The following is a 24,198-nucleotide window of genomic DNA, read 5'->3' as shown; positions in this document are numbered from 1 at the left end:
GAGAACCTGGCTCGATCGCCTTCGACGACCGAAAGCGCCGCAGGCAATCCATCCACCAACAAAACACTCAAACGCGGGGAACACACCAAAAAAACATCAAATCCCGCATAAAAACACCCACCTAGGCAATACCTCATCCACCATATTGCATGCGCAATTCACCGCACCCACACCTGCTTCATCACCCAAACCTGACAAAACCGTAATAGACGTATCCCCCCGATCCGCGGATAGTTACACTAATCGAAACCCACAACTCCGAGGCGCCCGGCCTACGGTTCCCGAACAGGAATATGGCTTGGCGTCCGTGATCTCCGGATCACCAGGGTGAACGCGGAAACGCATTCGCCTCCCGGCTTGGAAAGGAGCAAAGACATGTCCCCGCTGGCTGATCGCTATGGCCGCCGGTTTCCGTATTTGCGACTGTCGGTCACTCCGGCATGCAACTTCCGTTGCACGTACTGCCTACCGCACGGCTACCACGCCGATTCAAAAGCTGCCGGCCCGCTCTCGCTAGCGGAAATCACCCGCTTACTGCGCGGCTTCATCGAGCTGGGCATGCATAAGCTGCGCATCACCGGCGGCGAACCGAGCGTGCGCCACGACCTCACAGACATCCTTCGTACTGCAGCAGCGGTACCGGGCATGACCAAACTGGCGATGACCACCAACGGCACGCTGTTGAGCCGGCGCCTGCATGAGTGGATGGATGCCGGGCTCAATGCCATCAACGTCAGCGTCGACAGCCTCGACCGCGCATCGTTTGCACGTATCACCGGACACGACCGGCTGGATGACATCCTGCATGGCGTGGACATGGCGCTGGAAGCAGGCTTGCCGTCGGTCAAGCTCAACGCCGTGCTGATGCGCGACGTCAATGACCGCCAGTTGCCTGCGTGGCTGGACTATCTGCGTGAGCGGCGCGTCGGCGTGCGCTTCATCGAATTGATGCAGACCGGCGATAACCTGGCGTTCTTCCGCGATCACCATGTACGCGCCGAACAGCTGGAAACGGAACTGCTCACCTCCGGCTGGCAACCGTTGCCGCGTGCGGCCGATGCCGGGCCCGCCCGCGAATACCGCCACCCGGATTACGCTGGCCGCATCGGCATCATTGCGCCCTATTCGAAAGATTTCTGCGCCGGCTGCAACCGCCTGCGGGTTACCGCGACCGGTGATCTGCGGCTTTGCCTGTTCGGTGAATTCGGCATTCCGTTGCGTCCCCTGTTGCAGGCGGACGAGCAACTTGAGGATCTGGTTCGTGCCGTCGGCGGCCAGATCGGTCGCAAGGAGCAAGGACATTTTCTGCACGATGGCCGTACCGGCATCACGCCACATCTCGCATCCACCGGAGGCTGATCCATGCACGAGCGCGAGGAACGCGCCCATTTCCAGATGGCCGATGTACGCCGTAAACGTGTCACCGCCCGGCGCGCCGTGGCGGTTGGTGAATTGAGCGCTGGCGCCACGGCATTCGCTCAGATCGTCGAACGCCGCCTGCCCAAGGGTGACGCGATGACCATGGCGGAAGTCGCAGGTCTGCAAGGCGCCAAGAACGCCTCGCAGCTGATGCCGCTGTGCCATCCGTTGCCGCTGGAATACATCGACGTACGCTGCGAACCGATGCGCGAACGTCACGCCATTCGTGTCTATTGCGAAGTGGCCACGTTCGCGCGCACCGGTGTCGAAATGGAGGCGCTTGCCGGCGCGAGCGCAGCGCTGCTGACCTTGTATGACCTGACCAAGCCGGTTGAACCTGCGCTGTCGTTTGGCGGTGTGCGCTTGCTGTTTAAAGAGGGCGGCAAAAAAGGATTGTGGCTGCATCCCGACGGCATGAGCGAAGCCGAACGCGAACACTATCAACCTCGCTCGACGGCAACGCTCGATGCCATCCGCAGCGCCGTCATAACCCTGAGCGACCGCGCCAGCCGGGGTGATTACACCGATACGGCCGGTCCCTTGCTGGTCGAGCGTTTGCGTGAGCTAGGCGCCGAGATCACCGATGCCGAGCTGCTGCCGGATGAACCGGAACCGCTGGCCGCGCGTCTGCGTGCCTTGGCGTCGAGCGGCGTTCGCCTGATTCTTTGTACCGGCGGCACAGGACTTGGTCCGCGCGATCGCACGCCGGAAGCGCTGGCGATGGCCGCGGATCGGCATGTGGCAGGCATCGGCGAATTGTTCCGCAGCGAGAGCAGCCAGTACACAACGATGGCCTGGCTGAGTCGCGCCGATGCGGTGCTGATCGACAACACGCTAGTCATCGCGCTGCCCGGCAGTGCCAAGGCCGTGGCGCAAGGGATGGATATCCTCGCACCGATTCTGGCGCATGCGCTAAACATGGCAGCGGGTGGAGGTCATGCATGACCGAACACACACTTGCCTATGACGACGCCTTGCGCATCGTGCTTGAACATTGCAAGACGCTCCCTGCAGGGGATAGCGCGATCGCCGCGAGCTTCGGCCGCGTGCTGGCCGCATCGGTGAGCAGTACGATCGACCTGCCGCCCTTCGACAACTCCGCGATGGACGGCTTTGCCTTGCGCGGCGATGGAGTCGTTCCTGCGGGTACTGCGTTACCGATCGAAGGCGAACAAGCGGCCGGCGATGGTATATCGCATGCCCGCAATGGTGCCTGGGAAATCATGACCGGCGCTCGCCTGCCAGATGGATTGGAGCGCGTCATCCCGGTCGAGCAAACCGAACGGCTGCCCTCGGGCACGCATGTGCGCCTGTTGGCCGATGCCGTCCACGGACAGAACGTACGCACGGCCGGCTCAGACGTCAGCCGCGGCGAAACCGTGCTCACCGCGGGCACGGTGCTGCAGCCACAACACCTGATGCTCTTGGCCGCGTTGGGCGTAGCAAAGGTCACGGTGAGCGATCGCCCACGCGTCGCTGTGATCTGCACCGGCCGCGAACTGGTGGATGATCCCGCACAATCGCTTGCGCCTGGACAAATTCGCAATTCCAATGGTCCATTCCTCGCGGCACGCTTGCCAATGGCCGGTGCCGACGTCGTTCGCATCGAAACCGTCGGCGACGATGCCGCGGCTTTCGAAGCCGCTTTGCAGCGTGCGCTGGATGCCGGCGCCAAGGTGATCATCACCACCGGCGCAGTATCGATGGGGCGCTACGATTTCGTGCCGCAAGCGCTGGAACGACTGGGTGCGAAAACGCTGTTCCATAAAGTAGCGATTCGGCCGGGCAAGCCTTTGCTGTTCGCTCAACTGCCCGATGGTGCGTTGCTGTTCGGCCTGCCCGGCAATCCGATTGCCGTGGCTGTCGGCTTGCGCTTTTTCGTGGAGCCGGCGTTGCGCATGATGCTCGGCCTGCCAAAAGAAATGCCGCGCCGGATACCGCTGCTCGGGGAGTACAGCAAGAAGCCCCGCCTGCGCTTTCATCTCAAGAGTCGTTTGTATCTCGATGCGCAGGGACGACTTGCCGTGGAAGTATTGGGCGGTCAGGAGTCCTATCGCATTCGCTCCTTGTCCGATGCCCATGCGTGGGCCGTGGTGCCTGCTGACATCGATGCCTTGCCCGCGGGAGCGCTGGTCGATGTCTACGGCCCCGGACATCTCGAATTTCCCCTGCCGTGCGAGATTCCGGCATGAAGGTCCATATCGTTTTGTTCGGGGCGCTGCGCGACGCCGATGCACGCGGCTTCATCGAACTGGAAGCGCCTGAAGCTTGCACGATTACTACGGTGCGCGAATTGCTGCGCGGATATCTCCAAGAGCATGCACCGCATATCAGCGCGGGGCTGGTTCAGCGCTCGGCTTTTGCCAGCGAAGACGAAATCCTGCATAACCATCGCACGCTGCCGGAAAACGGCCAGCTCGCGATATTGCCACCGGTGAGCGGAGGCTGAGCATGTGCGTGATCTATTCCAGCGATGGAACTCCCTCCCCTGCAAGTACGGCACGGCTGGGGCTGCCCCAGCTTGCCGCAAGCGCGATGGACTTCGCCCAACCCTCTCCCTTCCCTATCGCACCTAGGGGAACGGATCACTTACGGCGTGGATGGAATGGCCGGGTATGACTGACTTCTATAGCGCCGTTGTCGATATCCGCGAAGCCTCGCTCAATGCTTCCGCTGCGCTGGATTTCGTTTCCGATCCGCGCTTCGGCGGCATCACCATGTTTATCGGCAAAGTGCGCGAGCATAATCTGGGACGCATCGTTACCGGCGTCAGCTACGACTTGTTCGAACCCTTGGCCTTGCGCACTTTCGAAGCGATTGCCGAGCGTGCGCGCAAGGAAGCCGGTGGTCCGATGAAGCTGTACATTGCGCACGCCAAAGGCGATCTTCGCATCGGCGACCTGGCAGTCATTGTTGCAGCGGGAACGCCGCATCGTGACGAAGCGTTTCGCGCCTGTCGACTGGCGATTGAAGCCGTCAAGCATGAAGCACCGATCTGGAAGCAGGAGCATTACACCGACGGCGACAGTGCGTGGAGCGAAGGCTGCTCACTGTGCGAGGAGCATCGCGAAGCCGAACGCGCCGTCGCACAGCACGGCGTAGCCCATGAGCACGGGCATGACCACTGAGTCGCCTCGCATGATCGGCGTGGTGCTTGCCGGTGGTCGTTCCTCGCGCATGGGACGCGACAAGGCCATGCTGCCTTGGCAAGGGCGGCCGTTGATCGAGCACCAGATGGCAGTGCTGCGCGGCGCCGGGGTACAGGATGTTCTGGTCAGTGGCGATCGCCCCAGCTACCACGGCGTGGCCGATCCAATGCCCGAACTCGGCCCGGTCGGTGGCATCGCTGGCATTGCTGCTGCATGCAACGACACGGAATTGCTGATCATTCCGGTCGATATGCCTCGTTTGCAAGCGCCACTGCTGCAGCGCCTTGTGAAGGCAGCCCGGCAAGCCGGATGCGTGCGCTTCGCCGGACATGTCTTGCCGATGCGCCTGCGCCTGGACCAACGCTGCCGACGTGTACTGGCCGAATTGTTGCTCAGTTGCGACCAGGTCTCCCGCTCGCTGCGTACGCTGCAAGAACGTGTCGGGGTCGAAGAGCTCGCCTTGCATGCTGACGAAGCCAAACAACTGATCGATTGCAATACGGAAGAAAGCTGGCGCGAGGTGATCGCATGAGAGTGCAACTCGAAGGGCAAAGCCTGCGGCTGCGCATCGATGAAGCCGAACTCGCACGCCTGCTGGCAGGCGGCATCACCGAAAACCGGACGCGGCTCCCTGATGGACGGGTCGAAACACAACGGCTTCGGCTGGCTTCCCGGCTTGGCTGGAAACGCGAAGACGCTCTTTGGCAGATCGATCTACCCGAAGCCGATGTGCGTGCGCTCAGTGAACGCCTGCCCTCGCGCGAAGGCCTGCATTTCGACATGCCGGGCGATGATGGCGTGATGCTGCCGGTCATGTTCGACGTGGACGTACGCGATAGCACCCGCAAACGCATGCATAAATCGAACGATGGAGGTGCCGCATGAGGATGTCGTCACGCTGCACAAGATGGGCGCGCAGATGGTCGTGGCTGGTGGTGGCGCTGTTCCTGAGCGGTCTGTGCACGTCAGCCATCGCGCAAAACCATCCGGTGCTCCGCGTCGCTTACGCCGGTTCCATGGGCGTGGTGATGGATAACGCCGCCGGCCCGATGTTTGCCAGCGATCATCACGCCACATATCAGGGCATCGGCCAAGGTTCCTATGCGCTGGCCCGTTTGCTTGCGGCACATCAAATGCAGGCGGATGTTTTCGTATCCATCACGCCGGGGCCGATCCAGGTACTCAAACAAGCCGGCCTGGTGAAATCCGCCGTGCCGGTTGCAAGTACGCAAATGGTGGTGACCTACAGTCCCCGCAGCCGCTTCGCCACGGACTTTGCCGCCGCGGCGCGCGGCGAGAAAAAATGGTACGAGGTGCTGAGCCAGCGTGGCTTGCGCCTGGGCCGCACGGACCCTGCCGTCGACCCGCAAGGGGCGAACATACTCCTTACCTTGCAGTTGGCGCAGGAGTATTACCATCGCCCCGATCTGCTGAAGACGATCGCCGGCGCCACGCAGAATCCGACGCAGATCTTTACCGAGCCGTCACTGATGTCTCGCCTGGAAGCCGGGCAGATCGATGCTGCCATCGGTTATCTCAGTGCGGCACAATCGCATCATCTGCCAACGATTGCGCTGCCCGATGAAATCAATCTTGGCGATCCGGACATGCAGAAGAGCTGGTATGACCGCGCGTCCCTGAGCTTGGCGAATGGCAAGACCGTGCGCGTGCAACCGCTTGTGTTCTACGCCGCCGTGTTGACGAATGCGCAGCAGCCCGCACTCGCCCGCGACTTCGTGGCATTTTTGCAGAGCCCGCAAGGACAAGCCCTGTTCCGCGAGCACGGTTACAGCCCGGCGCGCGGAAATAGCCTTTGAGCTGGCGCGCACGTCGCATGGATAATGCGCCGCCATCCAGGGACAGCACATGAGCGGTTATCAGGCACGCCTGCCTTTGGCCGTGAGCGTATTGACGTTGCTGCTCGTCGCTGCGCCTTTTATCGGCCTCGCCATGGCGACGCCGTGGCATGGCTTCGGCTTTGCAGATGGCGATGGCAGCGCGGTTGCCGTATCGCTTTGCTACAGCTTGCTCGCGCTGGTACTGATCATCGTGCTGGGCACGCCACTGGCATGGTGGCTCGCACGTCATCGGATACGCGGTTTATGGCTGATTGACGCCTTGCTTATGCTGGCGCTGCTGACACCACCGCTGGCCCTGGGTTTGTTGCTCGCCTCCATGTACGGCCCGTATGGGCCGGCAGGCAGCTGGCTGGAACGCGCGGGCCTGGTGCTCACCAATTCCGTGCCCGCGTTCGTGATGGCGCAGTTCTACAGCGCACTGCCCTACTACGTGATCGCCGCGCGTGCCGCCTTCGAAAGCGTGCCGCGTGAATTGGAGCAGATCGCTCTCACGCTGGGTCATTCGCCATGGCGTAGCTTTCTGCACGTCAGCCTGCCGCTGGCCCGCCTGGGACTGGCCGCCGCCGTCGCACTCGCCTGGGTGCGCGCGCTGGGGGAGTTCGGCGCGGTGCTGATCGTGGCGTATTACCCGCAAGGCATTCCGGTGAAGCTATGGGTGAATCTGCAGGACATCGGTTTGAGTGCGGTGTATCCCTTGTTGTGGGTGTTCTTCCTGGTCGCCATGCCGCTGCCGCTCGCGCTCGGTTTGGCGGCACGCCGCAAGCGGCTGATCTAAGGCTTCGCGTGACGGGATCAACATAGACTGCCTTCCATGCATATCGACTACCGTCTCGAGCATCCCATTGCACTGCACGCGTCCTTCGAGGTCGACGGCTTCACTGTGTTGCTTGGCGCAAGCGGTGAAGGCAAATCGCTGTTGCTGCGCGCCATCGCCGGACTGACTCCCGCGCACGGCGAACCGTTCGGCGGCTTGCCGGCACAACACCGTGCGGTCGGTTATTTGCCGCAAGGCTATGCCCTGTTTCCACATCTCAACGCCTGGCAGAACGTGGCCTTCGCCCTGCGTGGCGCACAGCGACGGGCGCAGGCCATGCAACTGCTGGAACGCGTGCACATGGCCGACTTTGCCGAACGCTATCCCGCCACCTTGTCAGGTGGACAACAACAACGAGTCGCCTTGGCGCGTGCCTTGGCACGCCGGCCGCAGCTGCTGTTGCTGGATGAACCCACGTCCGCGCTCGACCCTGTCACCCGCGACGATGTCATCGCCGAACTGATCGGTGAAGTGCATGAATTCGGTATCCCCACCTTGGCGGTAAGCCATGATCCGCACCTCGCCGCGGTCGCGGACAGACTGGTGCTGATGCATGGCCGCCGCATCATCCAGATCGGACCGCCGGCGGCAGTACACGCCAATCCGGTGAACGGTTCGGCCGCACGTTTGCTCGGCCATCGCAACATCCATCGCGGACGCATCGAAAGCTCAAGCGGTTTACAGCGTCTGGTGTGGCCTGATGGTGACGTGGCGTTTTCCGTCAGCGGATCAGCCGATGCGGACATGGAAGTCGATTGGATGATTCACCCGGAAGCGATCCGGCTCGTGAGTGATGGTGACGCCGTATCCGATGCCGTATCAGCTTCGGTAGAGGTGCGGCATGTCATCGGACGCACCGCCTACCTGGGCCTGCGCCGCGGCCAGGGGCGCTTGTGGGCCTGGGTACCTGCCGACATGCAGGTGCCCGCATCAGTGATGGTGCACTTGCCGGCCGAGGCTATCCGCTGGTGGCGGGCAGAAAAATAGCTGCAACGTAGTGCGAGGGCGGAAACATGTGCACGAATGCCCATGTTTCCTCGTTCCGGTAAAAACCAGATGCAGCCGGTGGGAAAGGCGTGCTTCCCGCGCCGATGGACAGTTCTTATTGGCAGCCGCTTTCCCGGACAAAATCAAGGTCCTCGTAATCGGAACTGGTGTCTCCATGCGGATCGAGCTTGGCCATCGTCAACCGCCACGGATGACTGTCGTGGAAGTCGAGCCATGCGTCCGGTTCCACGCTCCGGTCATCCCAATGCACCAGATAGCGACGGCCCAACTGCATCACCGTTCCGCCAAGACGAGGCGATTTTTTTACCTGAAAGCGCACCACGCCGTCACGCATGCAGATCGAGGCTTGGCCCAGCCAGGGATCGCGGTAGACACCCAGGCGACCCGCCAGCGCGTGCGAGTCCGCTGGCAGTGCAGCACTGTCATCCGGCGCAGCAGGTGCTTTGCCTGGTGCTCGGCTTAGCGCATCCCATAGCGCCGCATAGCCGGCTACGCCGCGATCGTCAGAGGGATCGGTGAAATGCTTGAGCAGCGCCTCGGCAAGTACCGTGCGCGCTTCGCCGCCGTTACCGGTAATCAGGATCACAAAGCCGCTGCGCCGATCCGGCAGCAGCATCAGTTCGGAATACATGCCAGCCAGCGTGCCGGTATGCCACACCGTCCACTGGCCATCCGCGTCCGCCATGCGCCAGCCATAGCCATAAGCCATCACATGGGCATGATTCCACTGCTTGAGCAAGTAGGGTACCGGGATCAAGGTGTGGGGCGCCTGCAGCACTGCGCGTTGCGCGGGCGAGAGCCAGGCTAACTGTGCCGGCGTAGGGGCAAGCCAGTTGCGGGCCCACACGAGCATATCGTCAAGGCTGCAGCGAATACCGCCAGCGGAGTCCGAGGCTGAGGCGGGAATAATGGCGCCATCGGCGCGGATCACCTGGTTGCGTCCATCGATCCAGCCATGTGGTTGGGCCACGTTGCCCACCGCATCGCGATCCCAACGACCAACTTGGCAGCGTGCAAGGCCCAGTGGCGCAAACACCTCACGCTGCATCAACGTTGCATAGGGTGCCCCGCCGGCGGCTTCGGCCAACGCGCCGGCTACCACGTAGAGCATGTTGTCGTACTCGTACTTACTACGAAAACTGTAAGCAGGCTTGAAATAGCGCAGCGCGTGGATCACATCCGCACGGGTAAAGTGGTTGGGGTCTGGCCAAAGCATCAGGTCGCCCTCGCCGGTACGCAAACCGCTCGAATGGGTGAGCAAGTCGCCCACGCGCATCTGCCGCGTCACCCAAGGGTCGTACATGCGAAAGTCCGGCAGGTACTTGGTGACCGGGTCATCCCAGCGCAACTTGCCCTGATCTACCAGGCGGCCGAGCAAGGCGGTAGTCATTGCCTTGCTGTTGGAGGCGATCTTGAACAACGTATTGGCGTCAATCTTTTCGCCAGAGCCAACGACTCGCTCGCCCAAGGTCCGGGTGTAAACCACCTTGCCTTGATCGATCACACCCACTGCCAGGCCCGCAAGATGAAAACGGCCATAGGCATCCTTGACCATCCGGTCGTAGATCGAAGCGGCGGTGGACGGCGCGGGAGCCGGATGCGATGCGACAGGCGTGGCAGGTGGAGCCGTGGTGCAAGCAGCGAGCAGTGCCGGACACATCATCATGGCCAGCAGACGCCCAACACGACGCAACACATCCGCCTTGGTATGGTGCTTCGCAGTGACGACGCGCCGGCGGAAAAAGGACGAATGGCTAGATGACGTAAACGCCGTCATGCATGGCAACGCGGTGGCCCGATCTCTGGGCATCATAAATTTTCTCCGTCACATCGGCGTCTGATGTTGCGGCTCGGCGTGAATAATGAGGGGCCTTGCCAGCGTGATGTGCGGCAATCTAACAGCATGAGCTCATGCTGGAACACCATCGGAAAGCTTGGTTTTGTCTACTTTGTGCAAAATGCTGGCGTCCCTTTTGACGACCTTGTCGCAATCCCTCGCCGCACATCCGTAGACGCCGCTGCCCGTTCGCGCACTGTTTTTCCCGGCAACGGGTGTGCGTTCCGCAAAAAGGACCCTGGCATTAGAGGCGTTGCGTGCCCCCGATGGTTAGGCAACCACTCAAGCGCTGAACTTGCTGTCCAGCTGCGCCAATTTTTCAACGCCCTTCTTGGCTAACGGCTCAAGCCCTTCGCCACCCGCCACCAGATGGGCTTCTATTTGCTTGCGCATGCCGGGTTCCCAGAATTTTTTCAGGTGATCGGCAACACCTGCCGCACCCGCTGCCGAATCGGGATCCGCGGCGAAGTAATGGCTGATGTCGTTGGCCATGGCAATCAAGCGTTCGATATTCATGCCGTGGATGCTCCAGTCTGGCCTGCGTGAGCGCCATGGCGCAGGCGTTGGGGATGAGTGTAGACCACGTAACTGCCGGGCCGCGCAAAGCCGATCAGCGTGAGGTTGGTGTTTTCAGCCAGGTGGATGGCAAGCGCAGTGGGTGCGGAAATCGCGGCCATGAGTGTCATACCCGCACTGGCTGCCTTGGTTACCATTTCATAGCTCGCGCGGCTGGTCACCAGCAAAAAACCCTGTTCGGGATCGATGTGCGCCTTGACCATCGCGCCGATCAACTTGTCCAGCGCGTTGTGCCGGCCCACGTCTTCGCGCACCAAGGCAATAACGCCGTCCGGATACACCCACGCCGCGGCATGCACCGAGCCGGTTTGGCGATTGACAGGCTGCGCCGCGCGCAAGGATTCAAGCGCCTGCTCCAACGCAGCCGGCTCAATACAAGGTCCTTTGCCAACAGGAGCAGGATGACGCACAGCGTCTTCCAACATGCGCGCGCCGCATAACCCACAGCCGCTGCGCCCGGGCAACAAACGCTCTCCGCTGCTACCCGCGCGTTGCTCGACCGCATCGGAAGCAACCTGCATCGCCAGCTCAATACCCTCCAGGCGTGGACGCAGCTCGATGGATTGCAATGCATCCGGACCCGATATCAATCCCTCACTCAGCGAGAAGCCGAGCGCGAAATCCTCCAGGTCCAACGGCGACACCATCATCACGGCGAACGGTACGTCGTTGTAGATCATGGCGACAGGAATTTCTTCGGTGATCGCATCGCTCAAGGGCTCGTGTTCGCCATGGCGATAACGATCGACACGGCGAATCACGTATCCCTTGCTGCTTGCCGGTTCCTCAGGGGGTTTCGGCTGCATCCAACAACGCCTGCTGTTCGTTGGAGAAGGCCTGATAGCGCTTCTGCCACTCGGATGGCTGACTGACGCGTGTCACCTGCACGGCCGTCACCTTGTACTCGGGGCAGTTGGTCGCCCAATCAGAGTTCTCGGTAGTAATGACGTTCGCGCCGGAGCCAGGGAAGTGGAAGGTGGTATAGACCACGCCCGGTTGCATGCGCTCGGAGATGCGCGCACGCAGCACCGTTTGGCCGGCACGACTCTCGATGCCTACCCAATCGCCTTCCTGGATGCCGCGTTCTTCCGCATCGTGCGGATGGATTTCCAGGCGATCTTCGTCGTGCCACATCACGTTGGCGGTGCGGCGTGTCTGCGCACCAACGTTGTACTGACTCAGGATGCGGCCCGTGGTGAGAATCAACGGATGCTTGGCGTTGACCTTCTCCGAGGTAGGCACATATTCAGTGAGCATGAAACGGCCCTTGCCGCGCACGAATTCGTCCACGTGCATCACCGGTGTGCCTTGCGGATGCTGTTCGTTGCACGGCCACTGGATCGAACCGAGTTGATCGATCCTGTCGAAGCTCACGCCATGGAAAGTCGGCGTGAGACGTGCAATCTCGTCCATGATCTCGGACGGATGCTTGTAGTGCATCGGGTAACCCACGGCATTCGCCAGCAACTGGGTGATCTCCCAATCGGCGTAGCCGCTGCGTGGTTCCATCACCTTGCGCACGCGGGAGATGCGGCGCTCGGCATTGGTGAAGGTACCGTCCTTTTCCAGGAACGAGCTGCCGGGCAGGAACACGTGGGCGAATTTGGCCGTTTCATTGAGAAACAGATCCTGCACCACGATGCATTCCATCGCTTCCAGCGCCGCCGTGACGTGTTGCGTATTCGGATCGGATTGGGCGATGTCCTCGCCCTCGATGTAGAGGCCCTTGAAACTGCCGTCGATGGCGGCTTCGAACATATTGGGAATGCGCAGGCCCGGCTCATCGTGCAAAGGCACGCCCCAGGCGGCTTCGAACGAGGCGCGCACGGTGGTGTCACTGACATGGCGATAACCAGGGAATTCGTGCGGAAACGAGCCCATGTCGCACGAACCTTGCACGTTGTTCTGTCCGCGCAGCGGATTCACGCCGACGCCCTCGCGCCCGATATTGCCGGTCGCCATGGCGAGATTGGCAATCCCCATCACCGCCGTGGAGCCTTGGGCATGTTCGGTTACGCCCAGGCCGTAGTAGATCGCGGCATTGCCGCCGGTCGCATACAGCCGCGCCGCACCGCGCACCAGCGACGCAGGTACGCCGGTTTCGGCTTCCATGGCCTCGGGGCTGTGCTGTGCCTGCGCCGCAAAGGCGCGCCACTTTTCGAACGCATCGCGCTCGCAACGTTGTGCGACGAAGGCCTCGTTGACCAGCCCTTCAGTAACGATCACATGCGCAAGCGCATTCAGCATCGCCACATTGGTGCCGGGCCTGAGCTTGAGGTGATAATCGGCCTTGATGTGCGGCGTGCGCACCAGGTCGATACGGCGCGGATCGACGACAATGAGCTTTGCGCCGGCACGCAGGCGGCGTTTCATCTGCGAGCCGAACACCGGATGCGCGTCGGTGGGATTGGCGCCGATCACTAGCACCACATCGGTCTGTTCGATCGAATCGAAATCCTGCGTACCCGCTGATTCGCCCATGGTCGCCTTCAAACCGTAGCCTGTGGGCGAATGACACACACGTGCGCACGTATCGACGTTGTTGTTGCCGAACCCCGCACGTACCAGCTTCTGCACCAGATAGGTTTCTTCATTGGTACAGCGCGAAGAAGTAATGCCGCCGACGGAGAACTTGCCGTATTTCGCCTGCAAGCGCTTGAACTCGCTGGCGACGTGTGCAATCGCTTCGTCCCAGCTGACGATGCGCCAGGGATCGCTGATCTTCTCGCGGATCATCGGTGTGTTGATGCGATCCGGGTGCGTGGCATAGCCGATGGCAAAACGCCCTTTCACGCACGAGTGGCCATGATTCGCATGGCCGTCCTTGTCCGGCACCATGCGTACAATTTCCTCGCCCTTCATCTCGGCGCGGAAACTGCAGCCGACGCCGCAATAGGCACAGGTGGTCACGACACTGTGTTCGGCCTGGCCGCGGTCGATCAGCGATTTCTCCGAAAGCGTCGCGGTGGGGCAGGCCTGCACGCAGGCGCCACAGGATACGCATTCGGAATCGAGGAACCGGTCGTTCTGGCTGGCGGCGACTTTCGATTCAAAACCGCGCCCCTGGATAGTGAGTGCAAACGTGCCCTGCACTTCCTCGCAGGCGCGCACGCAGCGCGAGCAGACGATGCACTTGGAAGGATCGAAGGTGAAGTACGGATTGGATTCGTCCTTCGCAACGAAATGCGGATTGACCTCACCCTGCTTGGTCTTTGCAAAGACGTGATTTTCTCCGTCATAACCGTAACGCACTTCACGCAAGCCCACCACGCCGGCCATATCCTGCAGTTCGCAGTGGCCATTGGCGGGACACGTCAGGCAATCCAGCGGGTGATCGGAGATGTAGAGCTCCATCACGCCACGCCGTATCTCCGCCAACTTGGAGGTCTGCGTGCTGACTTTCATGCCTTCCGTGACAGGCGTGGTGCACGAGGCGGGATAACCCTTGCGCCCCTCGATCTCCACCAGGCACAACCGGCAAGAACCGAATGCGTCGAGCATGTCGGTAGCACATAGCTTGGGAATCGAGATCCCGGCCTGGGAGGCGGCGCGCATCACGGATGTGCCTTCCGGCACGCTGATGCTGCGACCGTCGATCTGCAACGTGACGTGCTTGTCGGATTTGACGGCAGGCGTACCGCGATCGATTTCGACGATGGACAACATGAGGGATTACCTCCTTAGCAATACATATCCCCTCTCTCTGTTAGAGAGAGAGGCTGAGGTGAGGGGCCAAGGCTTGCCGTGGATATCAACAAAAAAAGCATTTTTTGCAACCACAAGCTTGCCTCTCACCCTACCCTCTCCCCAACAGGGAGAGGGTTCGAAACGTTTTCAAAATCTTCATGGAAATGATCGAGCGCGCTGAGTACCGGAAACGGCGCCATGCCGCCCAGCGCACAAAGCGAACCGGCGACCATGGTCTGGCAAAGATCGCGCAACACCGCTTCGTTGCGTTCGCGTTCAACCACATCACCGGCGACCATGCGATCGATCACTTCGACGCCGCGCGTGGAGCCGATGCGGCACGGCGTACATTTACCGCAAGATTCGATCGCGCAGAATTCCATGGCAAAGCGTGCCTGCGCCGCCATGTCCACGGTATCGTCGAACACCACTACACCACCGTGTCCGACCATGCCGCCGATCGCTGCAAATGCTTCGTAGTCGATCGGCGTATCCAGTCGCGACACGGGAATGTACGCACCCAGCGGACCACCGACCTGCACGGCGCGGATGGGACGGCCGGTGGCGGTACCACCGCCGTAATCATCGATCAGCTCACGCAAGGTCAGACCGAATGCGCGCTCGACCAATCCCGGTCGCTTGACGTTACCTGCCAGTTGCAACGGCAGCGTGCCGCGCGAGCGTCCCGTACCGTAATCGCGATAGTACGCAGCGCCGTGCTCCAGAATGAGCGGCACCGTCGCCAAGGTGATCACGTTGTTGATGACCGTAGGTTTGCCGAACAATCCCTTGATAGCCGGCAGCGGCGGCTTGAACCGCACCTGCCCGCGCTTGCCTTCCAGGCTCTCCAGCAGGGAGGTTTCCTCGCCGCAGATGTAGGCACCGGCCGCCATGCGTACGTCGAGATGGAAGGCCTTGCCGCTGCCGCACACATCGTCACCGAGATAACCGCGCGCTTTCGCTGTCTCGATGGCCGCTTCCAGCGCGCGCTGCGCATGGGGATACTCGACGCGCAGATAGATGTACCCGCGCGTTGCCCCCACGGCCAGGCCGGCGATGGTCATGCCTTCGATCAGCACGAACGGATCGCCTTCCATGATCATGCGATCGGAGAAGGTGCCGGAATCGCCTTCGTCCGCGTTGCACACGATGTATTTCTGATCTGCCGCAACATCCAGGCAGGTCTTCCATTTGATGCCGGCCGGAAACGCGGCGCCGCCGCGTCCGCGCAGGCCGGAGTCGGTCACGGCTTGCACGATCGCAGCCGGTTCCATCGATAAGGCACTGACCAGGCCGCGATAGCCGCCATGAGCGAGGTAGTCGTCCAGGTTGCGAGGATCAACCACACCCACGCGTGCAAAGGTCAGTCGCTGCTGGCTCTTCAGCCAGGGAATCTCTTCGGTCACGCCCAGCCCGAGCACATCCTCGCCACCGTGCAGGAAATCGGCATCGAACAGGCCGCCAACGTCGGTGATCTGCACCGGCCCGTACGCGACACGCCCTTTATCGGTTTCGACCTCGACCATCGGCTCCAGCCAATACAGACCGCGTGAACCGTTGCGCACGATGTGCACGTCGAGCTGCCGCGTTTTCGCCTCAGCGGCAATCGCCTTGGCGACAGCATCGGCGCCCAACGACAACGCGCTGGCATCGCCGGGTAAATAGACGGTCACGCTCATGTCGACTCCGACTGCAACCACATATCGAAACTGGCCGGCGTCATCCGACCCTTCAATTCATCATCGACCATCATGGCCGGCGAGCACGCACAGTTGCCAAGGCAATACACGGGCTCCAAGGTCCATGCGCCGTCGGCTGTGGTTTCATGAAAATCCACACCGAGACGCTGCTTCACATGCTGTTCCAACTTTGCCGCACCCATCGCCTGGCACGACTCGGCGCGGCAGAGATAAATGACCCGCTTGCCGACCGGGTGCGTGCGGAAGAAGTGATAGAACGACACCACGCCATGTACCTCGGCGCGGGAAATATTCATCTCGCGCGCGATCAGCGCGATGGCTTCCTCGGGCACATAACCCAGGGACGCCTGGATGCCGTGCAAAACAGGAAGCAAGGCGCCAGGCTGGTCTTTCAGGCGATGCGTCACGCCGAGCACGGCGTCGCGGATCGTGTCATCGATCGGCGGCAATGGCGCGACGCTTTTGGCGGGTTTCATAGCAACTTCATCCTCACCGGGTTACGGCTCCCTCCCCTGCTGCATGCAGGGAAGGGAGCAAATCGCAGGTGGCTGAACGGGAGCATCAAGCCATAACCTCAGAACAGTGCAGCAGCCTTGCTGAGTGCAATCCACACACCGATCAGGAACGGGATGCCGACCAGTGCCCAGGCCACGATACCTACGATGCCGAAACGGCCTCGCGCCGCCTGGCTGGCGTTTGCCGCCACATGAGGTGCTTCGTGCTGCAGGGAGCGTTCTCGCTCCAGTTCCTCATCGCTCATATGGTGCTCTTCCTTGACCGGCTTGACCAGCAAATTGGCGATCAAACCGATGAACAACAGCACCGCCAGGATGTAGAGCGTGCGGTCATAAACAAGGTTCTTGGCGACACCGGCATCAAGCTGCGCCTGACGCACGGCGGCGATCAGGAACGGTCCGATGATGCCCGCTGCCGACCACGCGGTCAGCAGGCGGCCATGGATGGCGCCCACCATTTGGGTACCGAAAATATCAGCCAGGTAAGCCGGAACGGTGGAGAAGCCGCCGCCGTACATCGACAGGATCACGCACACGGCAATCACGAACATGCCGGCCTGCCCCAGGTGCCCCAGCGTCGGCAGACTGCAGTACAGGAGGATGCCGAGTACGAAAAACACGATATAGGTGTTTTTACGGCCAATGAAATCCGAGGTGGAAGCCCAGAAGATGCGGCCCAGGCTGTTGAACAAACTGATCAGCCCGACGAGTCCGGCGGCTGAAGCCGCGATCGCCGCTTTCTGTGCGGTAGTCAGCGTAGCTGCCGCATCCAGGCCCAGCAGACGCCCGCCGAACACATCCTGCAACATCGGGCTGGCCATGGAGATCACGCCAATGCCGGCTGTCACGTTCAGGCACAGCACGAACCAGATCAGCCAGAACTGCGGCGTTTTCCACGCGCGATTCAGATGCACGTGCTTGGTGGTAATGAGTTTGTTCGACGTGGCTGAGGGCGTCCAGCCTTGCGGGGTCCAACCGTTCGGCGGTACGCGGAATCCGAATGCGCCGGCGGACATGGCGATGATATAAAGAATGCCCATGACAATCAGCGTACCGGCCACGCCAGGGACGCCGTTGTGCGTGAAATGCGCCATCAAGGCAACGGCGATAGGAGCGCCGATCATGGCGCCGCCACCGTATCCCATGATGGCGAAGCCGGTCGCCAAGCCGCGGCGATCCGGAAACCATTTGATCAAGGTCGATACCGGCGAGATGTAACCGAGACCTTGTCCGACACCACCGAGCACGCCGCAGCCCAGGAAAGTCAGCCACAGCTGGTGCATGGAAACACCGATACCGCCAACAACGAGACCGCCGCCCCAACATAGCGCAGCGATGAAAGCCGCCTTGCGCGGACCGGCATGTTCGAGCCATCCGCCCCAAATGGCGGCGGAAATACCCAGCATGGCAATGAAGGTTTCAAAGATGTGGGTGACCGAAGGTACGGTCCAATTGCACGATGCTGCAAAAAGCTCGGCAAAAAATCCGAGGTTTCGGCAACTTTCGGCACCGGGTACCAGCTTGCTCATCGGCAACCAGAACACCGAAAACCCATAAGCCATGCCAATACACAAATGGATGGCCAACGCTGCTGGCGGCACTAGCCAGCGATTGAAGCGCGGACCCGCAATCGTACGTTCCCTCGCCAACCAGCCCGGCGTTCCTCCCCCAGACACCGTTACAGCATCAGGCACGACAGTCATCGTTGTCTCCCTTTGTCACAATGGGACTACTCATGCATACGTATCGCGTGTGGCGACGCGTCCGACTGTAGCGCAAAGTCGGGGGACAAATGATTACAAATCGGAAAGCTATATTGCTGCGCAACATGCCGATAAATGCAGCATCGGCACCGTGATTCCAAGCGTGTGTAAGAAGGCGACATTTGCGTCGCCCCAAAACACGCACGACCGCTTTCGCGGTCGTGCGGTGCAATATCCCTGACGCGTTACGTCGTCAGTCGGCGATGTTTTTACGGAACGTCGTCTGCATCATCGGGGCCATCGACATGAATCTGATTCGCTGTCGGTACGCTGATGGTTTTCATGCCCGCTGTCTGCAAATGCTGATTGAGCGTTACAAGATCGGTGCTACGAATGGTTTGCCACTGTGACATGGCCCGGTCGAGATTCGCCTTGTACTCGGCAAAAGCCTGTCGTTGTCCATCAGTAGGCGCGCGATCCGCTCCTTCGACATCCGTTGCGATGGCGGTCAATGCATCGTTCATCGCGGCAAGATTGGTCGACATCTCGCCGTCGCCCGATACAAGCGGATCGGTTTTTTTGCGCATCGCCTTCAACTCGTCCAGCAACGATGTGTGGGTGGTATCGGCAGCGAGTTTTTTCTGCGCCTCATCGAGCTGATCACGAAGTGATTCCACTTGGCCATCTGTCAACCACACTTGTTGCAGCGCCGTGCCCAACTCACGTGAAAAGGCAAGCCCTTCGGCCAAGGCGTTCGGATCAATGTTGACGCGCGGATCCGCCACGACATTCAACGGTGCGCGATACGACTTGCCATCTACGGTCAACACCACTTGATACCTGCCGGGCAATACCAGGGGCCCCTCCGGCGTGAGCGGCGTATCGGTATCCCAGGTCGCCGCAATGCTGTAGCCATAAAGCAATGCCTGCGGACGCGGATAACGTAGATCCCAGACAAAGCGATGCGCGCCTGCAGCAGTCCCCAACGTTTCTGGGGAACCCAGCCAGCCCTTCTGGAAATAACGTTCGGCCGGCCATTCCTCAGCTTTGTCGGCACTTGAGAAATGACGCACCAACTTACCTTCGCCATCCACGATATCCAAGCTCACAGGCCCCTTGGCCGCGCTCGCCAATTGGTAATCGATGATCGCGCCAGCCGGCGGATTCTTGCCGAGCGGTTCATCGGGCGGCAACGGCGTATCGTGATTTTCGTTGGCGCGTACGCGTATCGCAGTGGCTGGCGTATAGAGCATGGTCTTGCGCGCGGCATCGGTGTTCGCCTGACGTAAAGGCGTGATGTCGTCGAGAATCCAGATCGCACGGCCCTGCGTACCGGCAACCAGATCGTTGCCGTGCACGAGCAAGTCGCGCACCCATGCTGTCGGCAGATTGCGTTGCAGCGATCGCCAATGCGCACCATCGTCCAGCGACACGAACACACCCCGATCGGTACCCGCGAACAGCAAGCCTGCGCGCTGTGTATCGGCACGCACCACGCTTACGAAATCGTCCTGCGGCAAGCCGGCGGAAATGTCCGTCCAGGTTTTGCCGTAATCGTTCGTGCGCCATACGTGCGGACGGAAATCGTCCTGGCGGTGGTTATCGACAGCCGCATAGGCGATGCCGGGATGCAGCGCAGACAGATCGAGCGAGCTGACGATACCCCAGGTGGGCAAACCCTTCGGCGTAACGTTCTGCCAGCTCTTGCCGCCATCGCGCGTGAGCCGGATCGAACCATCGTCGGTGCCGATCCAGATTTCATCGTTGCCGAACGGCGAAGGCGCGATGCTGTAGATCACTCCGTAGCCGCAATCATGCGCCTGCTGTGCCGTGGGATTGCCGTTGCAATCTGTGGCGCCGGCCTTTTTGCTGCTCAGGTCGGGACTGATCACGTCCCAATGCTGGCCCTGGTCCGTACTGCGAAAAAGTACCTGCGCGCCGAGATACAGTGCGTAAGGCGGCTTGGCGGAAAATGCGATCGGCGTGATCCAGGTGTAGTGATATTTGAAATCCGTCGGGCGTTGTCCATAACTGCTCACCGGCCACGGAGCAACGTTCTGCACGACGCCATTGATGCGATTCCAGCGCGAGACGCGGCCACCCAGCCCGGAACCGAAAACGATATTGGGATCGCCCGGATACGGAACGTCGTAATCACGCTCGTCGCCACCGACCGGACGCCAGTCGCGATAGGAAATCGAACCGTAATCGCTGCGACTGGCGATGCCTACCGTGCCCGAATCCTGCTGGCCGGAATAAATCCAATACGGAAATTGGTTGTCGGCAGCGAGGTGATAGAACTGTCCCGTCGGTTGGTTATACCAACTACCCCAGGTTTGTCCGCCGTTGACGGTGACCACCGCGCCCTGATCACTGGCCGCGATCATACGTTGTGTATTGCGCGGATCGATCCACAGATAGTGATAATCGTCGCCGCCCGGTGCGCCTTTGAATATCGTCCAGTGTCGGCCGCCATCGTCCGAACGGCGAATCGATTGCCCCGCCGAATAGACACGGTCACGATCGTGCGGGTCGACCGTGATCCGGCTGAAATAATCGTTCGGCAGCCACGACTCATGACTCACCGCCTGCCAGCTGGCGCCGCCATCGTCGGAACGATAAAGACCGCTGTCCTTGCGCGAACTGGCATCGTTCACGACGGCGTAGACGCGATTACCGCTGGTAGTGGCTATGCCTATGCGCGCCAGCGAGCCCGTGGGCCAGCCATGCCCGCTGATGCGTTTCCAGGTGACGCCGCCATCCATGGATTTATACAGACCGCTGCCTGGCCCCGCATTCGGCTCGAAATACGACAGCCACGGGTAATTGCGCACCTGCCATGCAGCCGCGTACACGATATTCGGATGGACAGGATCAGCAGCCAGATCCACGACGCCGGTGTCGGCGTTGATGAACAAGGTCTGCGTCCAGGTCTTGCCGCCGTCCGTCGAGCGATAAACGCCGCGCTCCTTGTTGGGCCCGAAGTAATGTCCCAACGCACCGACCAGCAAGGTATTCGCATCATGCGGATCAACCAGGATCGCACCGATATGCTTGCTCTCGGTGAGGCCCATGTGCTGCCAGCTCTTGCCACCGTCGTCCGAACGATAGACGCCATTGCCGGCCGCCACGTCGTAGCGTGCGGCAACCTGGCCGGTGCCCGCATAGATCACATTGGGATCGGAAGGCGCGACGGCCACGGCGCCAATCGAAGCCGTGGGTACCTTGTCGAAGGTCGGCGACCAGGTACGTCCTGCATCTGTCGTTTTCCACACCCCGCCGCCAGCCGTACCGATGTAGAACGTATCGGGCCTGGTGGGATCGCCGGCGGCGATGGTGGCCCAGCCGCCACGGAAAGGCCCGACAAGACGCCATTGGAGAGCATCGCTCACATGGTTGGTCGTGGGCGATGACTCCGCATACAAAGGCGTCGCGCTGGCGAGCAGGCAAGCCGCGGCGATAGCGGTGAGGGAGCGGAGCAAGGCGCGTGAAGGCATGGGTGACTCTCGCTGTTGTCGGAAAAGTAGTCTTGAGCTGTCCTCCCTGACGCGGGGACGCGGCCGTCAATGGCCGCGTCTTGGATCATGATCCGTTGCAAACAACTCTGCGCATCAGTAGGTCAAGGCAAAACCGGTGTACCAGGTTCTGCCGAACGCCGGCTCCAGGCCGTTTTGCCAGACGCGATCGAAATAATGACGATTGCCGAGATTGCTTATACCTGCCAGCAAACGCAGCGAATGGTTGATCTGCCAGTCCGAAGCCACGTCCACGACGGTATAAGCCGGAATGCGTGCTGGCATGTAGGTGATGCCACTGCCGTAGGATTCATCCGAATCCTGCCAATACTGCGCGGCGGACGATACAGCGGTGAGACTGAGCTTCACACGCTCATTGCGCCACGTGATACCCGTCTTGAGCAAATAGGACGGCGAAAACGCAGGCACTTTGCCAACCTGCCCGGGGATGGAGCTGCCGGTGAACTTGGCGTTGAGGAGACTGACATTGAGGAACGTTTCCAGATGCTGGCCTTGCGTTGCCAGTTGCGTCGGCGCAAAAAAGTCGTAATCGAGCTGAGCTTCCAGGCCACGACTGCGCGTGTTGCCGGTATTCACTTCAATCGTGTCGATCGGATTGATGTAGATGGTTTCCAGCCGATTGCGGAAATCGATCCAGAACAGGCTCACGTCGTAATACAAGCCGGTGACCGGCGCGCCATGCACACCCGCCTCCCACGACACGGATTTCGACAAGGCTGCCGCGTGACCCGGAATCAGATTGCTAAAAGGCGAAGCGATATCGAAGAAACGCAACGGACGCCAGCCCTGCGACACGTTGAAATAGGTTTCGTTGCCGTGGCCAAAGTCATTGCCCAGGCCCAGCCCGAACAACGGCAAGTGGCGCGTATCGGCTTCATGAATAAATGGACGCGACAGGAACGGCGGCTTGACCGTTTCATCCACCGCAATCCGCTCATGCTCCAGACGCACGGATGGCACGATGTGAATGCGATGCGGCAAGCGGAATACGTTTTCCGCGAACACCGAGGCGTATTGCGTACTCCGGCGTTGATTCAGCACCGGCGTGCCGCTGTGATCGTCGCGCGGCACCATCAGATCCGTGCTGCTCCATTGCCGGAACGGATCGTTGCCGCGGAACAGCACCGTGCCGATCGTGAAGGCATTCCCATGCCCCCAGTTCTTGCGTAGACGAATATCGGTGCCCATGGTGCGGAAGGCTTCGTCCTGCAGCGTGGTGGTACTCGGCGGAGGCTGTCCCGGCAACTGCGCTTTGGCCGCGCGGCTCACCAGGTCCTGGTAGGTGAACCACAGCTTGGCTTCCAGCGACCATCCATCGCCGAAATCGCGCTTATGCCCTAGCACCAACTGATCGCGATTGACCCAATCACGGTTGTAGGGCGTGGTCACGGTACGCGGATCCTGTTGCCATTGCGTATCACTCAGGCGTCCCGGATCGCCGGACACCGCGCTGATCGCATGGAAATCCAGCCACCATTGCTGATGATCGTCCGGCCGGTAGGCAAGATACAGATCGGCCTGGCGATCCTGCGAGCCATCGTTCGCCCGTGTGCCATCGCTGTGCACATAACCCGCATCGGCGCGGAACGCCCATGCGCCTTGATTGCGTTCGATCGAGTTGTAGCTGGAGAACAGGCCATGCTCGCCGACTACATTTTCAGTGGTCATCGTTAACGGCGTGCCGGGAGTGGGACGCTTCGACACAAGATTGATCACCGGTGCAGGCTCCGGTCCATACAACAGGCTCGAGCCACCGCGGATGAGCTGCACTTCCGAAAGGCTTTGCGTCATGGGAAATGCGTAGAGCGTCGGAAAGCCGATCCAGTCGCCTTCCATCGGAATACCATCCTGCATCACCAGCACGAATTCCGATTCCTGCGGATTGCCGATGCCGCGATAACTCAGATTGAACTGCGTGGGCGTCGGCTGCTCGGACACCAGCACGCCGGGCGTGCGCGCGAGTGTCTGGTTGAGGTTATTGCCGATCACCGTGGGCTGGTTTTCCAGATGCGTCACGGTGGTCTTCTTGGTGACGGTAATCTTGGGGCCGTCCACCTCAGGCATCTGATACATCAGCTTGGCCTTGAGATATTTACGCCAATCCTCGCCGTGCACGTTCACCGTGGGCAGATTGGTGGTATGCGGATTTTGCTGGGACTGATCGGCACTGTCCTGCTGGCTTGCCGGCGCTGACTGCGCCAGCGCGCTCATTGAAACCAGGGATATCATCAGGGCAAGCGGCAGAGCAGCGCGGCGTACTGGCAACATTCGGCGTACCGTCATGGCGGGCAGCCGTGTGTTATCGCGCATATTGCATGTTTATGACCATATGCCATGCGTTTACCCCGCAACAACCGGTTGCCTGCCACATGATGTCCCCCATCGGCCGCGTATC

Annotated in this window: 19 protein-coding genes and 1 riboswitch; of the genes, 10 read left to right on the top strand and 9 right to left on the bottom strand. The window is 60.9% G+C overall.

The annotated features are described in order from the left end of the window. Positions 1-244 precede the first annotated feature (244 nt). A riboswitch (molybdenum cofactor riboswitch) is annotated at positions 245-384 on the top strand. The 10 genes from moaA (at position 376) to AC4HNJ_RS12810 (ending at position 8,228) form a co-directional block, all read left to right on the top strand. Next, on the top strand, positions 376-1,359 hold the full coding sequence (moaA, locus tag AC4HNJ_RS12855) for a GTP 3',8-cyclase MoaA (protein WP_490479981.1): 984 nt from the start codon (positions 376-378) through the stop codon (positions 1,357-1,359). Its footprint overlaps the riboswitch before it by 9 nt. A gap of 3 nt (positions 1,360-1,362) precedes the next feature. Next, the gene (moaCB, locus tag AC4HNJ_RS12850; RefSeq protein WP_490479980.1) at positions 1,363-2,364 is read left to right on the top strand and encodes a bifunctional molybdenum cofactor biosynthesis protein MoaC/MoaB; all 1,002 of its coding nucleotides are present in this window, start codon (positions 1,363-1,365) and stop codon (positions 2,362-2,364) included. Further along, positions 2,361-3,611, top strand: a complete 1,251-nt coding sequence (locus AC4HNJ_RS12845; protein ID WP_490479979.1) for a molybdopterin molybdotransferase MoeA — start codon at positions 2,361-2,363, stop codon at positions 3,609-3,611. The genes moaCB and AC4HNJ_RS12845 overlap by 4 nt, the downstream gene beginning before the upstream one ends. Next, positions 3,608-3,868 (top strand): MoaD/ThiS family protein, encoded by a 261-nt coding sequence (locus tag AC4HNJ_RS12840; protein WP_490479978.1) that lies wholly within the window; start codon positions 3,608-3,610, stop codon positions 3,866-3,868. The genes AC4HNJ_RS12845 and AC4HNJ_RS12840 overlap by 4 nt, the downstream gene beginning before the upstream one ends. Before the next feature lie 166 nt (positions 3,869-4,034). Then, the gene (locus AC4HNJ_RS12835) at positions 4,035-4,547 is read left to right on the top strand and encodes a molybdenum cofactor biosynthesis protein MoaE (protein ID WP_490479977.1); all 513 of its coding nucleotides are present in this window, start codon (positions 4,035-4,037) and stop codon (positions 4,545-4,547) included. Continuing rightward, positions 4,537-5,100 carry a molybdenum cofactor guanylyltransferase gene (mobA, locus tag AC4HNJ_RS12830; RefSeq protein ID WP_490479976.1) on the top strand — a complete coding sequence of 188 codons (564 nt, stop codon included), beginning with the start codon at positions 4,537-4,539 and terminating at the stop codon, positions 5,098-5,100. The genes AC4HNJ_RS12835 and mobA overlap by 11 nt, the downstream gene beginning before the upstream one ends. Further along, complete coding sequence (locus AC4HNJ_RS12825) at positions 5,097-5,453, top strand: hypothetical protein (RefSeq protein ID WP_490479975.1); 357 nt, start codon at positions 5,097-5,099, stop codon at positions 5,451-5,453. Before mobA ends, AC4HNJ_RS12825 begins: the two co-directional genes overlap by 4 nt. Further along, complete coding sequence (locus AC4HNJ_RS12820; protein ID WP_490479974.1) at positions 5,450-6,385, top strand: extracellular solute-binding protein; 936 nt, start codon at positions 5,450-5,452, stop codon at positions 6,383-6,385. Before AC4HNJ_RS12825 ends, AC4HNJ_RS12820 begins: the two co-directional genes overlap by 4 nt. A 49-nt stretch (positions 6,386-6,434) precedes the next feature. Then, positions 6,435-7,202, top strand: coding sequence for an ABC transporter permease subunit (locus tag AC4HNJ_RS12815; protein ID WP_490479973.1), 768 nt, complete (start codon positions 6,435-6,437; stop codon positions 7,200-7,202). Positions 7,203-7,238: 36 nt separating this feature from the next. After that, positions 7,239-8,228, top strand: coding sequence for an ABC transporter ATP-binding protein (locus AC4HNJ_RS12810; protein WP_490479972.1), 990 nt, complete (start codon positions 7,239-7,241; stop codon positions 8,226-8,228). 115 nt (positions 8,229-8,343) lie between these two features. Here the strand turns inward: AC4HNJ_RS12810 and AC4HNJ_RS12805 are convergent, their stop codons facing one another. The 9 genes from AC4HNJ_RS12805 to AC4HNJ_RS12765 form a co-directional block, all read right to left on the bottom strand. Further along, the gene (locus tag AC4HNJ_RS12805) at positions 8,344-10,062 is read right to left on the bottom strand and encodes a serine hydrolase (RefSeq protein WP_490479971.1); all 1,719 of its coding nucleotides are present in this window, start codon (positions 10,060-10,062) and stop codon (positions 8,344-8,346) included. 306 nt (positions 10,063-10,368) lie between these two features. Continuing rightward, positions 10,369-10,602, bottom strand: coding sequence for a formate dehydrogenase subunit delta (locus AC4HNJ_RS12800; protein ID WP_490479970.1), 234 nt, complete (start codon positions 10,600-10,602; stop codon positions 10,369-10,371). Continuing rightward, positions 10,599-11,468, bottom strand: coding sequence for a formate dehydrogenase accessory sulfurtransferase FdhD (gene fdhD / locus AC4HNJ_RS12795; protein ID WP_490479969.1), 870 nt, complete (start codon positions 11,466-11,468; stop codon positions 10,599-10,601). The genes AC4HNJ_RS12800 and fdhD overlap by 4 nt, the downstream gene beginning before the upstream one ends. Next, a complete protein-coding gene (fdhF, locus tag AC4HNJ_RS12790; RefSeq protein ID WP_490479968.1) occupies positions 11,449-14,328 on the bottom strand; it encodes a formate dehydrogenase subunit alpha in 2,880 nt (959 codons plus the stop codon). Before fdhF ends, fdhD begins: the two co-directional genes overlap by 20 nt. A gap of 125 nt (positions 14,329-14,453) precedes the next feature. Continuing rightward, positions 14,454-16,028, bottom strand: coding sequence for a formate dehydrogenase beta subunit (locus AC4HNJ_RS12785; RefSeq protein ID WP_490479967.1), 1,575 nt, complete (start codon positions 16,026-16,028; stop codon positions 14,454-14,456). Beyond that, a complete protein-coding gene (locus tag AC4HNJ_RS12780; protein WP_490479966.1) occupies positions 16,025-16,525 on the bottom strand; it encodes a formate dehydrogenase subunit gamma in 501 nt (166 codons plus the stop codon). The genes AC4HNJ_RS12785 and AC4HNJ_RS12780 overlap by 4 nt, the downstream gene beginning before the upstream one ends. A 98-nt stretch (positions 16,526-16,623) precedes the next feature. Further along, on the bottom strand, positions 16,624-18,267 hold the full coding sequence (locus tag AC4HNJ_RS12775) for an OFA family MFS transporter (RefSeq protein WP_490479965.1): 1,644 nt from the start codon (positions 18,265-18,267) through the stop codon (positions 16,624-16,626). 269 nt (positions 18,268-18,536) lie between these two features. After that, positions 18,537-21,764, bottom strand: coding sequence for a WD40/YVTN/BNR-like repeat-containing protein (locus AC4HNJ_RS12770; RefSeq protein ID WP_490479964.1), 3,228 nt, complete (start codon positions 21,762-21,764; stop codon positions 18,537-18,539). Positions 21,765-21,878: 114 nt separating this feature from the next. Continuing rightward, positions 21,879-24,086 carry a TonB-dependent receptor family protein gene (locus AC4HNJ_RS12765; RefSeq protein ID WP_490479963.1) on the bottom strand — a complete coding sequence of 736 codons (2,208 nt, stop codon included), beginning with the start codon at positions 24,084-24,086 and terminating at the stop codon, positions 21,879-21,881. Positions 24,087-24,198 lie beyond the last annotated feature (112 nt).

The sequence above is a fragment of the Dyella sp. SYSU CM1112 genome (assembly GCF_058216415.1).
The sequence above is the reverse complement of the archived record's forward strand: the minus strand, read 5'-3'. Positions and strand labels throughout refer to the sequence as shown.

Excerpts from the sequence above, each read along its gene's own strand:
- AC4HNJ_RS12780 (WP_490479966.1), bottom strand. The coding sequence starts at position 16,525 with ATGAAACCCGCCAAAAGCGTCGCGCCATTGCCGCCGATCGATGACACG.
- moaA (WP_490479981.1), top strand. The coding sequence starts at position 376 with ATGTCCCCGCTGGCTGATCGCTATGGCCGCCGGTTTCCGTATTTGCGA.
- AC4HNJ_RS12845 (WP_490479979.1), top strand. The coding sequence starts at position 2,361 with ATGACCGAACACACACTTGCCTATGACGACGCCTTGCGCATCGTGCTT.
- AC4HNJ_RS12810 (WP_490479972.1), top strand. The coding sequence starts at position 7,239 with ATGCATATCGACTACCGTCTCGAGCATCCCATTGCACTGCACGCGTCC.
- moaCB (WP_490479980.1), top strand. The coding sequence starts at position 1,363 with ATGCACGAGCGCGAGGAACGCGCCCATTTCCAGATGGCCGATGTACGC.
- AC4HNJ_RS12765 (WP_490479963.1), bottom strand. The coding sequence starts at position 24,086 with ATGACGGTACGCCGAATGTTGCCAGTACGCCGCGCTGCTCTGCCGCTT.
- AC4HNJ_RS12825 (WP_490479975.1), top strand. The coding sequence starts at position 5,097 with ATGAGAGTGCAACTCGAAGGGCAAAGCCTGCGGCTGCGCATCGATGAA.
- AC4HNJ_RS12775 (WP_490479965.1), bottom strand. The coding sequence starts at position 18,267 with ATGACTGTCGTGCCTGATGCTGTAACGGTGTCTGGGGGAGGAACGCCG.
- AC4HNJ_RS12770 (WP_490479964.1), bottom strand. The coding sequence starts at position 21,764 with ATGCCTTCACGCGCCTTGCTCCGCTCCCTCACCGCTATCGCCGCGGCT.
- AC4HNJ_RS12820 (WP_490479974.1), top strand. The coding sequence starts at position 5,450 with ATGAGGATGTCGTCACGCTGCACAAGATGGGCGCGCAGATGGTCGTGG.
- AC4HNJ_RS12805 (WP_490479971.1), bottom strand. The coding sequence starts at position 10,062 with ATGATGCCCAGAGATCGGGCCACCGCGTTGCCATGCATGACGGCGTTT.
- AC4HNJ_RS12815 (WP_490479973.1), top strand. The coding sequence starts at position 6,435 with ATGAGCGGTTATCAGGCACGCCTGCCTTTGGCCGTGAGCGTATTGACG.
- mobA (WP_490479976.1), top strand. The coding sequence starts at position 4,537 with ATGACCACTGAGTCGCCTCGCATGATCGGCGTGGTGCTTGCCGGTGGT.
- AC4HNJ_RS12785 (WP_490479967.1), bottom strand. The coding sequence starts at position 16,028 with ATGAGCGTGACCGTCTATTTACCCGGCGATGCCAGCGCGTTGTCGTTG.
- AC4HNJ_RS12840 (WP_490479978.1), top strand. The coding sequence starts at position 3,608 with ATGAAGGTCCATATCGTTTTGTTCGGGGCGCTGCGCGACGCCGATGCA.
- fdhD (WP_490479969.1), bottom strand. The coding sequence starts at position 11,468 with ATGCAGCCGAAACCCCCTGAGGAACCGGCAAGCAGCAAGGGATACGTG.
- AC4HNJ_RS12800 (WP_490479970.1), bottom strand. The coding sequence starts at position 10,602 with ATGAATATCGAACGCTTGATTGCCATGGCCAACGACATCAGCCATTAC.
- fdhF (WP_490479968.1), bottom strand. The coding sequence starts at position 14,328 with ATGTTGTCCATCGTCGAAATCGATCGCGGTACGCCTGCCGTCAAATCC.
- AC4HNJ_RS12835 (WP_490479977.1), top strand. The coding sequence starts at position 4,035 with ATGACTGACTTCTATAGCGCCGTTGTCGATATCCGCGAAGCCTCGCTC.